Origin of the sequence: Paenibacillus sp. FSL R10-2796 (assembly GCF_037965315.1) — a bacterium.
GTDB lineage: Bacteria > Bacillota > Bacilli > Paenibacillales > Paenibacillaceae > Paenibacillus_AQ > Paenibacillus_AQ odorifer.
Genome location: NZ_CP150178.1, coordinates 1,899,148 through 1,915,552, shown reverse-complemented (window position 1 = coordinate 1,915,552; position 16,405 = coordinate 1,899,148). Strand labels below are relative to the sequence as shown.

Sequence of the window (16,405 nt, the reverse complement as noted above, 5' to 3'; positions counted from 1 at the left end):
CGTATCCTCCTTCACACCGTTATTTCTCCACCGGGATACAGCGTCGAGTTGTACAATCTTTTAGGGTGAGGTAACGATTTCTCAGAGGCACAGGTACTAATATCTATCCACTCGCTTGAATATACCGTTGCGGACTCATCATTATAAATTACAACCTGTTCCCTGCCACATCCCAGAAGATCGCCGTGAACGGCATAACCTTCCTCCTTGAATTCAGCTACAACCCGCATATGTCCATCGTACAAAGCAGGATATACTCCGCCTCCCCGGCGGTACGCGAGAATATAATCCGGAGAACCAAATTGCCAGTTACTCACGGCTTCAACTATAGTCAGCCAACCGTCGCTTGTACGTTCTTCTTTCCACAGTTCCTTGCCATTACAGTCTAGAAGAAACAACGCATCCTTGCCCTTCAGCCCTTTGCCGTCATCTTCGCGGATCATTCGGTCCAGCCCGGCAACCTGAAGACCAGGCAGTTCAGGCCGGAATCGGCCTAACGCCAGATGCTGTGACTCGATGGAGCCGTCATAACGCCAAAGCTCTTGTCCGTCCCGGTCATACATCACCGTTACGCTTCCGCCGACAACCAGTTCAGGATAGCCATCTCTATTCACATCGCCAACCCAAATACAGTCCGCATGGTCGTCAAGATCATGGCAGCTCCATAATAAATCACCTTTAGAATCAAGCAGATCATAACCTGCCATCACTTGATCCTGTCCATTTCCATGAAGATCGTGAACCCACGGATAATGTCCTACATTGCCTTTATGCGTCCATAATAAATTGAAATCCTGATCCATGGCCCACAGTTGATGATAACGGTCCTTCAGAATGATGTCGGAAGCGTGTTCTTGCCCTGTTAGATTGGCGATGATAATACAATCATGTGCATGTTCAGCAGGTAAGTCGTATATCGACTTAACCGTTCCTGTTGAACCTTCAAGAATATGAAACCGTCCATCCATTACACATAATACTTCCAGCGCCCCATCACCATCTAAATCATAAATTTGCGCTGGATAGTCCGAGCCTTGGCTGCCAGCGTCAGGATCGGGTGTGCCCACCTGCCACAGCAGCTTGCCATCCATATCAAAAGCAGTCAGGCATTGCACCTGATGGGGAATATAACGTACATCCTGGCGATTATCCGGCTGAACCAGCAGCATTTCCGCACGTCCATCCCCATTCAGATCGCCAATAAGCATTTTGCAGCGTGGACCGGCAGCGGAAATATCTACTTTTGCCAGCTGATAGACTAATTGTGTGTCCTTCGTTTTCATTAGAATCCTCCTGTCTTCTCTCTTCGATTAGATCTCTGGGAAACGGACGGTTTGTCCGCCTGCTACTTCTATAATCACACCGTCGATTTCCAGCCAGACAGATACCGCTCCCGGATTATATACAAAATCCCGAGCAGCGGAGAAAATAAGGGCTTCACAAGCCTTCATATAATGAACGAGTTCAATATTTGTCGCGTACCAGATTTCCTCTAGTCCTCCCACTGCTTCACAGAAGCTTTCCATCAGCTCCCAGTTATTATCGTTATCAAATTCATAACTATGGCCCCACACATACATCAGATATAAATACTGCCGTTTATGCAGCTTCACGAACTGCTCCGCATGCTCCAGCAAATGATCATTATGATGGCAAGTCCCCCGCCATTCCAGCCAATCCTCCGGCAGCCCAAAGCCGCCGCCAGTGGTCTGTACCACACGGGCATATTCCATGCCTAAATGAGGCAAAAGCTTCTTTATCTCCTTGTTAAAGGAACCGTTAGGATAAGACATTCCCCGTATCGGCACCTGGAGCAGCGTCTCAAAACACTTTCGATCCTCCATAATCTCATGGATGATTTGCTCCTGCGGACAACGGGCTATCGTCGGATGGTGTTGCGTATGAACAGATACCTCATGTCCCTGGTACAGCTCAGTTATTTCATCTGCCGCAATACGATTACCTTCACCCAGCAGGCCAGAATTGAGATGAAATGTTCCTCTAATCCCATGGCGGTTAAATAGTCTTACCAATCTTTCGTCAGCCCGTCTGCCGTCATCATAGCTCATTGTAAGCGCCTTATGTCTGCCTTCAGGGTAACAATAATAAATAATAGACATCCATCTGAAGCCTCCTTCGCATTACTGTCCAAAAACCGTCAGATTTGAGTATTCAGCCATCAGGGGTGCCATCTGTCGAAACCCAATTTTCCCGCCTGTCAGTAGCGGCCCATAGGTTTCACCATCATCTATCCATGTAAAAACCGGCAGTTCATTGATTGCAAAAAACAGCATAGGACCACGCTTTACCACTAACATCCGGTAGGGCTCAGTCATGTCGCTGACGTCCGGAAGCGGATCGGCTGCCTGCGTAACCAGATGAAAACCATAGCTTTTACGCAAATTACAGGTATGAAATTCACGTTCTTCCACCCAACGCCTGCGAAAATACGAGATATGATACGTGTCTATCTGCCCGTGATGGTATTGATCATATTCACCCGTACGGCGAGCAAGCGCGGAATCAAATAAATCCTTCCCACCCTCTCCTTTGGCCGCGATAAACAAAATCGCCAACCCCGGCTCACGCAATGGGCGGAAATTCCAAGATACGGCGAGGTCTGCCGGGAACTCTTCTGGACACCAGAGAACGACATTTGCTTGTTGTCCGGCCTCGGCATGGATAGTACTCTCCAGTCTCATTCGCTGCAAAGGGAAGGAAACTGCTCCCGCTCCCTCCATCTGGAATCCAGCGATATCACTAGTTGAAGCGAGGGGATTATGGTAGATTGGTTTCCATGCTTCAGGGATCAAACCACCTATACCCGTGTCCTGCATCGGCCTAGCCATAAATCATTCCTCCCCACAATGAAGCCTTTAATTCGCGCGTTCCGGTAAAGCACTACCGATTAATTCCAAGGCAATGATCGTATTTAAAGACCACTGCGAGGCTTCATTTGTATTCATCCAATCGATCTCATTTAACTCAGTCATATAAGTGACCCGATCAGCTTCCTCCTGTAGATTCACACAACCAAACGGATTCTCCAGCAAAATCGACCAGCACCGCTCTGCCGTCGCTGGATCCTTGCGGTAATATGCTCCATATGCAGCAATGGCTACGCTGAGTACAGGATGCTCAAAACGGAGTTTTCCTGAAATCAACCCTCCTGTAAATGTGTCCTTCTCTTCTTGTGGCAAATTATAAAATACGCCGAACTCAGCCAGCATATCTTCCCAGTCCGGGTCCTCCAGCATTGCCGCCAGCTCGAACCACACCTGCGGACCTCCCATGCTAATGGCTAAATGACGCCCCCAGTTATCGTCGCCCATTCCCGACAATAGGCCAGTTGCCGGATCATAACCATATGTGGGACCAGATAATAGCCGTAAATTTGCCCTTTTGATGCAATCCATACCTGTTATAATCTTGTCACGATAAGCGGTATCCTCGAACCGCTCCCAGCGGGTCATCCAATTAGAGCTAAAGGCCGCCCAGTCCGGACCCACCCTAACATGAGTCGGGAATTCATCCTTCGGAAAATACGCCCGCATCGGGTCCAGAGTAACTGTTGAATAATCAGCATCCTTTACACTGTCCATAATATCGCCGACCCGCTCGTCTCCGGTCAGATAATAATAGTAGCGATGCAGACCCGCCATGGCGATACGAGCCTCTTTGCAGCCGCAGCCCCAGTGGATGACATTATGCCGCGAGCCTAGTCCGGCGTATTCGCCAAAATGATATACATCTACCTCACTCGTATGCCTGGTCATAGCTTCGGCCATACGGAACACATCCGCTCTCCCGGACCGGAGAAACGTTACCCACAACCACATATTTGGCACCAGCTCGGAATTCTGCCAGGCGCAGCCGCCAAGATCATAGTTCCATACATGTCTGACCGGATCGTAGCTGTGCATGAAATCTCCATAGTCCCAGAATCCATACCATTTGCGCTGCTCGATCTCTTCCTGGTAAAAGGAGATGATCCCGTCCAGCCGCTCTTCCAGATATGCCTTGGCTGGCGTGCTCCGATCAGGCAAACTCCAGAAACCAAAAGCACCCGCTTCATGATAATAAGTTGGTTCGCAAACCAGCAATGAAGGTTCTTCAGCTTCTGCCTGCATCCGCTGCAACAATTCAGGCCCGGGAGTCTGCGCCGTACACCAGAATGTTAGCTCGCTAGTATTAGCGATACCAAATGGAGTGGCCCGTAATTCTTCTGCACCTTCATACGAGGATTCCACATGTGTTTTCGTATCATAATGCCGCAAGTCCATAGCTGCCGCATCAGGTGACCAGAACCAGACAGTAAGCGCTGCCGCGTCAGTGGCAGTGGAACCAATCTCCATTCCTGCCGGATGCTTACGCCAGAAATTCTTCATCCCGATTGCTAGCCCTCCGCCCTCTGCCCCAACATAACCAAGCCCACCTGCCCGGCGGCCTTCTGCTGCCTTGATCCAAGCGCAGCCATCCTCTGTCCGCTTCCAGATCCCATAATGCTCGGAAGAATCTTGAACCAGCCGAAAGCTGCCCCAAGTGGCGGAGTCATCCAATAAATTAAGGAAATAGGCATCCTCTTCTGGATTAAATTTCACAGCACATCCTGCTACCTGATCGAGGAATAAATCACGGTACTTACCTTTGGTTCGCCGTGTATGCAACGTCTTAGGAGACTCGCTAAACAAGCCGCTATCTCCGGCAAAACGAACATGGCGGTTGTAAAGAGGTCCACGCATCGGCACTGTGAATTCTATTCCCAATCCTTTAATAAAATCCTGCTGTGGATTACCGTCATAATGAAACGTATGAACTAATCGAATAGACTCCAGCCCAGCATAAAAATATAAACGTAACGTATAGGGAAGCCACTCACGAGCACTGTGCGAAGCTTGGTGAAGTCCATCTAGCTTCACCACTGCGCGAACAGGTCCGCCCTGTTCAAGGATGGCACTTAACGTTCGTCCTGCGAATCGCTCCTCACGTATGCTCAGGGTGCCAGCACCCTCATCTCTCTGTTCACGTATACATACAAGCTCGCCATTACTGCATACTTCGGTTCCTTCCGTGTCCGCCGGATTTCTGCGCACAATACTGCGGATAAGACCCTTCCCCTGCTTGTTAACCGTGCAAATAATAACACCTGTATCTATAATGAAAGCTTCCTCTGTTTCCTGCACAGTGAGTCGCTCAGTCACTTCCGTAGCTGGAGTCGCTTGATTTATTGTCATTGTCGCTAATGAATCCTGCTGAACATCCGAATTTTTGTTTACTACCGAGTGCGTGGACCATTTGATGCTCCCGTCTGGCCAAAAAGCTGCTGGCCAGCTTTGCAGCGGCACATGCTTTTCGTTCTTCGGCATACTTAAGCAGAGATTCTTTAACGATTCCCTGCCGAGCGCTCCTTTTTTCCAAGGAACCCCCCAGGTAACACCCACATCAATAGCGGGCTTTTTTAGCCAATGCAGGCCAATCGGCAGAGCCGTAGGCACAACAACCATCTCCTTCATACGTTCTTCGCCGCACGTCCTCTTTACTTTTAAAGAGCTTCATTATTATGGCTTAGTTCTCTATAGCGGCTTGGAGTTATTCCCTCTTGTTTCTTAAAAATCCGGTTAAAATAGCTATGCTGATAACCCACCTGTTCAGCTACATCGTTAATTCGCAGCGAGGTATCACGCAGCAGCTCCTTGGCTTTATCAAGCCGTAATTCGGTCAGATAATCGATGAAATTTTTCCCGGTGACCCGTTTGAATGATTTACTCAGTAAAAATGGGCTGATTCCTGTATAATCCGCACATCCATCCAGCGAAATATTATCCATATAATGCTCATTGATATACATCATGGCATGCTCAATCGTCCGTTTGATTCCGGCATCAGAACGTTCACTCAGCTCCGTCAGATACGGTGCGACTACCTTTTCCTGAAACCAGGCAAGGATAAGCTTCGGCTCATGAATTTGCGACAGTGCCGCGTACAGATTAGCCCCTTTGAACAGTTGGTTTGGATGAATGCCTGAGACCATAATGGCGTGCTGAATACTGCCTAACAAATGAAGCATACCCTGCTGTACATCAATCACTTTTGCCCCATTGGCACACAGTGCCTCCAGAAATTCCTCCAACAGCCGGTAAGCCTCTTCCGCTTCTCCTGTGCGCAGGGCCTGAATCATTCCGCGCTCCAAAGTGAACGAATATTGCGGTTCTGGCGTACTTTGTCCCTCACGATCCAGTAGCTCCATATTAATAATCTGGTTCTCACCACCAAACTGGCGATAACTAGCGGCTTGCTTCGCAGCCTCGAACGCTAGCGGAATACCGGATATCCTTCCAACCGGTGCACTAAACGCCACTGTTACCCTCATTTTTAACATGCGATTAATCGTTCCTGTCAGTTCTTCGCTAAAGGCTTGCACCGCTTCCAGCGATGGATTCGCAACGGGTTCGATAAGAAGTAATCCTGCCGTGAGATCATGGAAATTGATAATATCAGCCTGGTTGAAGTGCTCGGCAGACAGTTCTCCGATAATATTGACGGCGGCGAATGATACAAGACTTTCATCACCGTTGCGGAATTTCCCCTCCTGGCTGGAGATGCCTGTAAGCTGAATATAAAGAATAATATAATGACAATCCTCTACTTCCCACTTAAAGCGCCGCATCCGGCTTTGCAGATCCTGCTCAGAATAGGAATATAAATACCCCTGAAACAGCTGATGCAGAAAGCTTTCTTTCACATGTGGAAGCTGCTCGGAAAGAGTGTACTTCAGGGCATGGCTCTCCCCGTGCAAGTTCTGCCAATGCCGTTCAATCAGAATGAACTCATCCTCCCTAATCGCAGCCGCCGCTTGGTCAGGCAACAAAGTCTGCAGCAACCGTCCTATCGGTGAATAGATTTTACGGGAAGCAAACCAAGACAGAACCGCCGCCAGCAGCAAAGCACTAAAGCTAACTAAAAATATCAGTCTTGAAATGAAGACGACAGGTGAAGTTATGCTGGTTATCGGTGAAGCGGACACATAGAGCCAGTCTGCGGAGAGTCGGGAAAACTCACCATAAGTCACTGCATATGTAGCCTTACCCCAGTCGAAGAGAAAAGAGGACTCAAGATTTGACTCATGGTTCGCGCCCCGTTCCACAATCTCATTATGCAATGCGGTAAGTAAGGGAGAATCCTCGGCACTGTCTCCAGCAGATACGTACAAATCCCCCGTCGTCTGCAGCAAAAATGTCTCGCCGCTATTATAAGGTGTCATAGTTCGTAGCATCGCAGCTACTTTCTCCGTATCCATGCGGAGCAAAAGAGCCCCGAAGGGCTTCAAGCTTCCGCCCGGAATATGATGGACAAGCGTTAATTCTTTGACATTTGGTTTATTGGGATCGAATGCCCACTGCGTCCAATAGGTGCTTTGTTCAGTATCAATCAATTTGTCATATTGACCAGAAACCATGCTGGAGTCAATCGTGCCATATTCGGGATTAAATAGTAATGGATGATCTCCTGATAGATAGAGTTCAACGTTACTCGTCATCGTGTTCGAGCCCTGCATCACTACGAGTGTCTTCGTAATATCCCAAGCCCGCTCATGATCCTGAATAAAATCAAGGCCATTCAAGCTGTAATCAAACTTGGGATCAAAAGCCCAATGTGCCAGCATCAGCTCCAGATTGGACAGCTGATCATCAATATTAGCCGCCCGCTGTTCAATCTGCCTGTTATGCATCTGCAGCAGCTCGCTCTCCAGACGTCCCCCTGCCATCCAGTAGACAAGCGCACCAATAATAAACCCCGGAATGGATGACACCACCAGCATAATGATCAGGTTTTTCCGATAATACCGGCCTTTACAGCCTGACCAGCCTTTTGTATAACGCTTCCATTTCGCCACATTTCTCATCACTATGCTCTCACCAGCCGAATCAGATAAATTTGAAGTGCAATCGAACCACATTCGTTTTGCTCCTCAGATCCTTTCCAGCCGGATAAAAACACCAGGAAGGATCTAGTGGTCAGCCTTAGCGTATAATTCGTTCATTTCCTTTACTAAATCATCTCCACCTGTTTTTCTCCATACGTCAAATGCGGATTTCAATTCAGCTTCATCAATTTGTCCTACAATATACTTTATGCGTGCATCATTAATTACATTGTCGAGTTGAGCACCCTTTTGCGAATATACTGTGGAAATAAAGGCCTCTGCCGGATTAACCACGATCGAAGCTTCATTTGCCTTTTGAACTTCAGTTTGTTTAAGACGCAGCGGCGTTTGTGCTACAGTCTTGGACTTATCCTCAGGAATATAGGCCAATATTTGGTTTAGACCTTCCACTTCTGACTCCACAAGTACAGTGTCTTTGGAGCGTTCAATAAAACCATCCACCATAGTGTAGTGAGTACCTTCCAAACCAAAACCCAACATCGTTTGTAATTCCGGATTATTGATTTGATCTAGAAAAGCCAGTACCCGTTTCAGTTCTTCTTCGCTCTTCACAGATGATTTTGGAATAGCCAGCATGCCCGAGAAACCAGAGGTCGGCAATGTGTGTAGCTTGCCATCCGTACCTGTTACGCCCCCGCTTACATCTACATAATGTTTATCCGGTTCGTCTTTGCCTTCTTTTTCTAGCGCAGCGTGAATTTTATCATCCACCCGGGCGCCTGTATCGACCACATCGACGATTACTCCTGCCTTATTGTTCACGATCGGATCTGTCCATTTGGCACTGTCCATTACAGCAAAGTCGGAGTTGATCAATTTCTCATCATACAGCTTCTTCATGAACTTAAGCGCTTCCAAATATTCTGGATATTCATGCTCAGGCACCAGCTTGCCATCTTGCACGCCCCATTTATTCGGTGTTCCAAACCATAACTTAATGGTATCAAAACCGCTGGCCCACTGGCCGCTCCATTTGACAAGCACCATGCCATACGTATCCTCTTTACCATTGCCGTCTGGATCTTTTTCCTTGAACGCTTTCAGCATATTGTAGAAATCATCTACCGTCTGCGGTGTTTGCAGCCCCACCTTCTCTAACCAATCCTTGCGGAAAACCATACCGTTACGGCCGAGTACACGCCCCCGATAGATCCCGTAATTCTTCCCATCAATGGCCGAGTTTTTCAGAATAACCGGGTTCGCTTGGCTTAAATTCGGATAATCCTTAAGGTAAGGCCCTACTTCCCAGAATGCACCCGATTTGGCAGCGTTCACAAAACTAGAAGCCTTAACATCCCCCACGTAGATAATGGTCGGCAGCTTCCCAGAAGCTAGCGTAATATTAAATTTATCTGCATAAGATGCATTCGGGACCCACTCAAAGTGGATTTTTGTATTGGTCTGCTTCTCAAGTTCAGCAGCAACCGGACTGCCATCCTTCGGATAATTTGTTTTGAATATCGGCAGCATGAGGGTCAGATCCAGCGGGGACTCGCTTTTCTCTTCTCCAGTATTACTACTCCCCTCACTTTTGCTGTTAGAACCTGCAGATTCATTACCTGAGCAACCTGCAACAACAGTTGTAACCATCATAGCCACAAGTAAAAGTAACAACCAGCGCTTCTTTTTTACCGAACGATTAGCTTCCATTATTATACCTCCAAATTGGAATAAGTTAAGTTTGTTATCCTTTAACAGAACCCAGCATCACCCCTTTAGCGAAATGTTTTTGCAGAAATGGGTACACACATAAAATTGGTAGAGTACCTACTACAATAACCGCCATTTTAATCGACTGCTCCGGTGGCTGCACAAAGCTTGGATCCATAGAACTCATATCGCCAGCCGCAGATTGGGATAACATTACGATCTGTCGCAGCATCACCTGCAAAGGCCATTTTGTCGGATCCGTAATATAGAGCAGTGCCGAGAAGAAATTGTTCCAATGTCCCACAGCATAGAACAACGTAAATGTAGCGAGAACCGGTTTGGATAAAGGAAGGACTATCTTCCACAACAAGCCCAGCTCAGAACAACCATCAATACGCGCCGCTTCTTCCATTTCTATAGGCAGCTCCTGAAAAAAGTTTTTGACAATAATCAGGTTAAAGGCGCTAATTGCTCCCGGTAAAATAAGAGAATTGAGCGTATCCAGCAAATGCAGCTCCCGAATGACGAGATAGGTTGGAATCATTCCTCCACCGAACAGCATCGTAAAAATAACAAGGTTGAGTACCAAATTACGGCCCATCAGATATCGTTTTGCCATCGGATAAGCCATAGTTACCGTGAAGAATAAATTAACGACAGTTCCGATTACCGTAACATAAATAGAAACCCCTATACTGCGCATAATCGTATCTGTTGAAAAGATAAATCGGTAGGCGTCAAATGAAATCGTGGTCGGGATCAGGAATACGGCACGTTTAGTAATTTCCGCATCCGTAGCGAAGGAGCCCGAAACCACAAAGAGGAAAGGGAGAATCGCTACGATTCCGATAATCCCTAAAAATATATAATTGAATATATCAAATGCAGTTCCAACCGTACTCTTGTATTGTTTGGCCACAGCAAGCTTCTCCCTTCTCAATAAAGTCCAGATTCACCAAATTTTTTGGCGATCCAATTCGTCCCGAGCACAAGCGTCACACCGATTATTGATTTAAATAATCCAACAGCCGTGCTGTAACTAAAAGCTCCCTGGGTAATTCCCAGCGCGTATACATAGGTATCGAACACCTCACCTACTTCACGATTAAGAGCATTCATCATTAAATAAATTTGTTCAAAACCGTTATCCAAAATCGTTCCCATCCGAAGAATAAGTAAAATAACGATTGTACTGCGGATAGCAGGCAACGTAATATGCCAAATCTGCCGCCACCGGTTCGCACCATCTACTACCGCAGCCTCATATTGCTCCACATCTACACCGGCCAGCGCTGCCAGGAATATAATCGTCCCCCAGCCGCACTCCTTCCAGATCGTCTGGAGAATAATCAATGGACGGAACCAGTCAGGATTAGCTAGAAAGTCTATTTTCCTGCCTGTAAACGTATACAAAAACTCATTTACAGTCCCGCCTTCCGTAGTTAGAAATACATAGCTCATACTGGCCACAATGACCATGGATATAAAGTGCGGAACATAAATCATCGTTTGTATCGTCTTTTTATAGAAGGAAAGCCGTATTTCGTTTAGAAGCAGTGCCAGAATAATCGGCGCCGGAAAAAAGAAAATCAAATTATAAAACGATAACAATAACGTATTGCGCAGCAGCATAAAGAAATCAGGATTCTGGAAAAAAACACGAAAATGCTCAAAACCTACCCATTCACTTTTCTGAAAACCAAGAAACGGCTGGTAATTCTTAAAAGCCAGCAGCACGCCCCACATCGGAACATATTTGAAAACAAGAAAATAAAGGACTCCAGGGAGCAGCAGAATATATAACCATTTATCACGTTTAAAACGTTTCCATCTTCTTACCCGGATATTTCGATAGGTCTGCGGCTTTGGCTGTTGTTCTGAAGTTCCCGGAACTGTTACGTGCTTCATCCTGTTCACCTCCATTTGTCATGTACAGCTCGCGATTACTGTAGCCATGGATTACTGCAATCACCCTTACTGCGACTCCTATTATGCTGCTAGTGATTTTTTCCAGCAATCGGACTTTTTTGAACGCTCTATATAAGCTAAAAATCCCATTTTATCTAAAAAGTCCAAACCGCGCAAAAGTTTACTATTGTCCGTAAGACATTAAGCACCTATGATTCCAAGTGATGATTTCCAGCAAATGTTTGCCTTAAAGGAGGAACTGAATTGAAGAACAAGCTATACTACGGTGCTGCTTGGTATCCCGAGCTATGGAGTGAAGAGGTGCTTGAGCAGGACATCCTTCTAATGAAAGAAACGGGGATTAATATCGTACGAATCGGAGAATTCATTTGGTCTGCTTTGGAGCCAGAAGAAGATAAGATTGATATCGGTCCCGTCGTGAAATATATCGAAAGGTTACATAGAAACGGAATTGACACAGTAATGTGTACGCCGACACCTACACCCCCCATCTGGCTTACTCATGGACATCCTGAGCGCTGTTATGTGGATGAAAGCGGAACGGTAATGGGACATGGAGCACGGCAGCATATCTGTACGAACAATCCTTATTTTCGTGAGCGGGCAGCCATTATTACGGAGCATATTGCCAAGGAGACCGGAGCACTGCCGGGGTTAACCGCCTGGCAGCTCGATAACGAATTCAAAGCGCATGTGGCGGAGTGTATGTGTGAGACCTGTAAAGGCTTATGGCATATCTGGTTGCAGCAGCGCTACAGCTCCATTGAAAGGTTGAATGAGGCATGGGGAACAGCCGTCTGGAGCCAAACTTATCAACGTTTTGATCAGGTGCCACAGCCAGGACCCGCACCTTTCCTCCACAATTCATCCCTGCGGACGATGTATCGCTTATTTTCAATGGAAAAGATCGCTGAATTCGCCGATGAGCAGGCTGATATTATCCGCCGCCACTCCACTGCGCCAATTACCCACAACAGCAGTGTCGCTTTTCATCTAGATAATGAGCGGCTATTTCAAAATCTCGACTTTGCTGCCTACGACACCTATGCCTCACAGGAAAATATGCATGCTTATCTGCTTAACTGTGATCTGTGGCGAAATTTCAAGCCGGGAAAAGATTTCTGGATAATGGAGACCGGACCCTCGTTTGCCGCATCTCTAGTCAGTTTTGGTGTGCCCCATCCGAATGGATATCTGAAAGCAGAAGCAGTTGCCGCCTATGCGCTGGGTGCAGGTGCATTTTGCTATTGGCTCTGGCGCCAGCATACTTCCGGAAGTGAACAAACACATAGCTCGATCCTTAGTGCCTGGGGAGAACCAGCTCTAGGGTACGTTAATGTGCTGGAGGCCAATCAAGCACGGCGGGAAATTGAACAAATTATGCTCTCCACCCGGCCCCTTCGGGCAGATGTTGCGATCACCTATTCGGACAGAACCAAAGCTTATCTCGCAACTGAACCTCATCGGAAGCTAAATTATCGTAGTCTGCTGGGCGATTTCTACAAAAGAATTCTTCATATGGGCATTCACAGGGATCTGCTGCCCGAAGGCGGAGACTTAACCGGATACAAGCTGTTATTCACTCCATTCGTACATTATTTGTCCCCCGAGTATGTGCAAAGTGCCCTGGCCTTCACAGCAGCTGGCGGGATTTGGATTGTCGGTCCTCTTACCGGAGGACGAACGAAGGAGCATACCCTTCATACGAATGCCGGACTTGGGGAATTGGAGCGGTTAGCAGGCGTCAAAACTAAGTTTACCTATCCGCTGGAATCAACAGGCACGATTGGACACGCTTTTGGGGTATCTGCTCCCTTGTCCTTGTGGAGTTCTGTTTTTGAACCCGTTTCAGAGTCCGTTTCCAGTATCGGAATGGTTACGGAGGGGGTGACGCCGGGGTTGTCCTTCCTGACGGAGCAGCCTTACGGACAAGGCACTATTGTTATGCTGGGTTCAATGCCTGCCGGTGAAGAAGGCGACCTAATGTTATATAAACTCATTGATCATTATGCAGAACGTGCTGGTGTTACCCTACGCAGTGATGTCACTAAGGGAACCCTTGTCTGCCCTAGAAGCGATGACCAGGCTGCCGAAGTCTGGACCCTTGTAAATATGGATGGACACGGGGGAAGTCTCACACTCCCGCGGGACGGACATGATGTTCTCTCAGGCAAATCCGTGGCCTGCGGCCCCCTCTCCCTTGGTGCATATGAGTACCGAGTAATCCGGTTATAAATACTTATCCTTGCAGCATAAAAAGCCGCTAACTCCTTGGTCACCCAAGCGGTTAGCGGCTTCGTTTCCGTTATTTTAACTTTTAATAACGCCTTTTTTAAGAATAACGTTCCCATACAACGCTTCTTCACCAGTAACTATAACTGCATAACTTTGCTTAGAACGGTTATAGAAATCAAAACGTTCCTCATGTTTAATCGTGGCTTCAGCATCATGTTTGGCGATGATTGTCTCGTATGTGGTCCAAATGACCGGCACAGTTGGATCTCCTGCAACCACTGCCATAAAAGCCACCTGTTGCTCTGCGTAATGATCCAGAGGTAACAACTCTAAGATGGCATCCAGCAGTTCAGGAATACCGATGCCATCATATCTCAGTACCCTCGGATTCAACGAATGTCCGGGATAATTCGCATCAGCCAATACAAGCTCATCCCCATGACCCATCTCCATCAGAATGCGTACCAGCTCCGGAGACAGCAGCTTAGGAATTCCTTTTAACATAAGGCACCTCTTTACTTCCCATAAAATGATCGCAACGCTACCAGCTCATCAATCCGATGCTGTGGCAATTCTCTCTCCCCGCCAATCATCCGGGTAATGAAGGTGAGCTTGGCGGTATACTCAAGCCGCTCCATATTCAGATATGCTTCCATAACATCTTCTCCCCAAGTAAGGGCTCCGTGATTCTCTAGCAGAACCGCAGTTTTTTTGCCCAGGAAAGGCATCAGTGAATCTGGAATTTCTTCCGTCGATGGTGTTCCATATTCCGCCAACGGAATATCTCCGATCATAATCACCGACTCTGGCATCATCATCTTGTCGAGCGCCTCACCTTTTATGGCAAATGCAGTAGCATACGGGGGATGTGCATGGACCACACCCTTCATCTCTGGCAGCTCATTATAAATTCTTAGATGCATTTTTGCTTCCGTTGAGGGTCTGTAGCCTTCAGCTGCTTCAAGGACTTCACCTTGCAGATTCACTTTTACAAGCATATGAGGCTCTAAATATCCCTTACTCACCGCTCTGGGGGTAGTCAGAATTACATTCTCTGATAAGCGAGCAGAAATATTCCCATCATTAGCCGCGATAAAATCTTTATTAAACAGGTTTCTCCCGATATCACAAATCTGCAAACGTAATTTTTGTTCTAAGGTATCCATAGGGTTTCTCTCCTCGTATCCTATTTTTCACAAACCTTCACCAAAGAAGGCTGATATGTCTTAAAGGCAAAAGATCTTTCCACTACCTGCTTGCCCCCGGAGATTTCCAGTTCCCCTAGGGCAGCCAGTTGAATAATTATATTGCCAATTGCACCGGCTTCCACAGGCCCTGCTACAACTTTTCTCCCCGTAATATTAGCGGTAAGCTGACAGAGCAGTTCATTCTGAATCCCACCACCGACCATATGAATGATATTGATTTTTTTGCCGGTGATCTCTTCCATTTCGTCAATCGTATGGCGATAGGACTCTGCTAAGCTCTCAAGTATGACGCGTATAATCTCAGCTTTCGTATAAGGGGCTTGCTGGCCTGTTCGTTCGCAATATTCTCTAATCCGTTGGGTCATCACACCGGGTATACTGAACAGCTCGTCATTCGGATCAATAATTGCTGGGGCATGATTTATGGTTTCGGCTAGCTCAACCATTTGGCCTTGGCTGACGTATTTTCCCGCTTCTGCCCAATTCCTTTGCAGCTCCTGCAAAATCCATAGTCCCGTTATATTTTTGAGCAAACGATTAGATTGGCCGTAACACTGCTCATTTGTGAATCCGTATTCATAGCTTTTCTCTGTAATGACAGCTTTAGGCGTCTCCATGCCCACTAACGACCATGTACCACAGCTAATAAATGCTGCATCTTCCTTTAGAGAATAAGGAATAGAAGCTACTGCTGAAGCCGTATCATGAGAAGCACCCGCAATTACCTCCATTGAACCTACGCTAAGCTCCTCTTGAATTACCGGAAGGATAGAACCAATAACCGTTCCCGCTTGAACCCGTTGTGGCACTATACCAACCGGGATATTAAGCCTGCTGAATACTTCAGTGGAGACTTCACCAGATACAGCGTCCATTAAGCCACTTGTACTCCAAATCGTGCTTTCTGCTGCCGCGATACCAGAGAATAAATAGTGGAACAGGTCTGGCATCATTAAAATAGTATCTGCAACCTCTAGCAGAGAATCGTTATCCTGAAAATCAGCAAACAGCTGATAAACCGTATTAATCAAGCTCGGTTGAATACCTGTAATGCTAAATTGCTCCCTTGGTGGAAGCAGCGCCTCCAACCCTAGACGATGGCTTCCCATTCTCCTATCCCTATAATGATGGGGGGAATAGAGCAACATCCCTCTTTTATCAATAAAACCGTAATCGACTCCCCACGTATCCACGCTTAGAGACCTCAATTTTCCATGCGCCCTATAAGCTCTCTGGATTCCTTTTTTCATTTCGTGGAAGAGCTTCAAAACATCCCAATACAAATGCCCGCCAACATACACCGGCGTATTAGCAAACCGATGAATTTCTTCTATGCGAAGGGTGTTACCGTCATACAATCCCAACATCACTCTTCCGGAACTGGCGCCAAGATCCATAGCCAGAAGCTTAATCGTATCACCCATTTCAAGCACACCTG

Annotated in this window: 12 protein-coding genes; 1 reads left to right on the top strand and 11 read right to left on the bottom strand. The window is 46.9% G+C overall.

Going from position 1 to position 16,405, the window contains the following annotated elements; translation table 11 throughout:
* Positions 1-11: 11 nt before the first annotated feature.
* Genes NST58_RS08705 through NST58_RS08670 form a run of 8 tightly spaced genes read right to left on the bottom strand, consistent with a single transcriptional unit; the run spans position 12 to position 11,503 of the window.
* Entirely contained in the window at positions 12-1,283 is a 1,272-nt protein-coding gene (locus NST58_RS08705; protein WP_339247331.1) for a hypothetical protein, read from the bottom strand.
* Between the two features lie 27 nt (positions 1,284-1,310).
* The gene (locus NST58_RS08700) at positions 1,311-2,120 is read right to left on the bottom strand and encodes a polysaccharide deacetylase family protein (RefSeq protein ID WP_076130715.1); all 810 of its coding nucleotides are present in this window, start codon (positions 2,118-2,120) and stop codon (positions 1,311-1,313) included.
* A gap of 21 nt (positions 2,121-2,141) precedes the next feature.
* Entirely contained in the window at positions 2,142-2,849 is a 708-nt protein-coding gene (locus tag NST58_RS08695; protein ID WP_179086343.1) for a DUF1961 family protein, read from the bottom strand.
* Between the two features lie 27 nt (positions 2,850-2,876).
* Complete coding sequence (locus NST58_RS08690; RefSeq protein WP_339248757.1) at positions 2,877-5,504, bottom strand: hypothetical protein; 2,628 nt, start codon at positions 5,502-5,504, stop codon at positions 2,877-2,879.
* Positions 5,505-5,542: 38 nt separating this feature from the next.
* The gene (locus tag NST58_RS08685; RefSeq protein WP_339247328.1) at positions 5,543-7,957 is read right to left on the bottom strand and encodes a helix-turn-helix domain-containing protein; all 2,415 of its coding nucleotides are present in this window, start codon (positions 7,955-7,957) and stop codon (positions 5,543-5,545) included.
* 51 nt (positions 7,958-8,008) lie between these two features.
* Positions 8,009-9,595 (bottom strand): extracellular solute-binding protein, encoded by a 1,587-nt coding sequence (locus tag NST58_RS08680; RefSeq protein WP_076130714.1) that lies wholly within the window; start codon positions 9,593-9,595, stop codon positions 8,009-8,011.
* A gap of 34 nt (positions 9,596-9,629) precedes the next feature.
* A complete protein-coding gene (locus NST58_RS08675) occupies positions 9,630-10,514 on the bottom strand; it encodes a carbohydrate ABC transporter permease (protein WP_076220262.1) in 885 nt (294 codons plus the stop codon).
* Between the two features lie 17 nt (positions 10,515-10,531).
* Positions 10,532-11,503 carry a sugar ABC transporter permease gene (locus tag NST58_RS08670; RefSeq protein WP_076142502.1) on the bottom strand — a complete coding sequence of 324 codons (972 nt, stop codon included), beginning with the start codon at positions 11,501-11,503 and terminating at the stop codon, positions 10,532-10,534.
* A gap of 264 nt (positions 11,504-11,767) precedes the next feature.
* On the opposite strand from NST58_RS08670, the gene NST58_RS08665 reads away from it, so the two are divergent.
* Positions 11,768-13,759 (top strand): beta-galactosidase, encoded by a 1,992-nt coding sequence (locus NST58_RS08665; RefSeq protein ID WP_339247322.1) that lies wholly within the window; start codon positions 11,768-11,770, stop codon positions 13,757-13,759.
* A 75-nt stretch (positions 13,760-13,834) separates the two neighbouring features.
* Here the strand turns inward: NST58_RS08665 and fucU are convergent, their stop codons facing one another.
* Genes fucU through NST58_RS08650 form a run of 3 tightly spaced genes read right to left on the bottom strand, consistent with a single transcriptional unit; the run spans position 13,835 to position 16,391 of the window.
* Positions 13,835-14,263: an L-fucose mutarotase gene (fucU, locus tag NST58_RS08660; RefSeq protein ID WP_076277110.1), complete on the bottom strand. Its 429-nt coding sequence runs from the start codon at positions 14,261-14,263 to the stop codon at positions 13,835-13,837.
* 11 nt (positions 14,264-14,274) lie between these two features.
* A complete protein-coding gene (locus tag NST58_RS08655; protein ID WP_038569477.1) occupies positions 14,275-14,925 on the bottom strand; it encodes a class II aldolase/adducin family protein in 651 nt (216 codons plus the stop codon).
* Positions 14,926-14,945: 20 nt separating this feature from the next.
* Complete coding sequence (locus NST58_RS08650; RefSeq protein WP_076220128.1) at positions 14,946-16,391, bottom strand: rhamnulokinase family protein; 1,446 nt, start codon at positions 16,389-16,391, stop codon at positions 14,946-14,948.
* Positions 16,392-16,405: the final 14 nt, after the last annotated feature.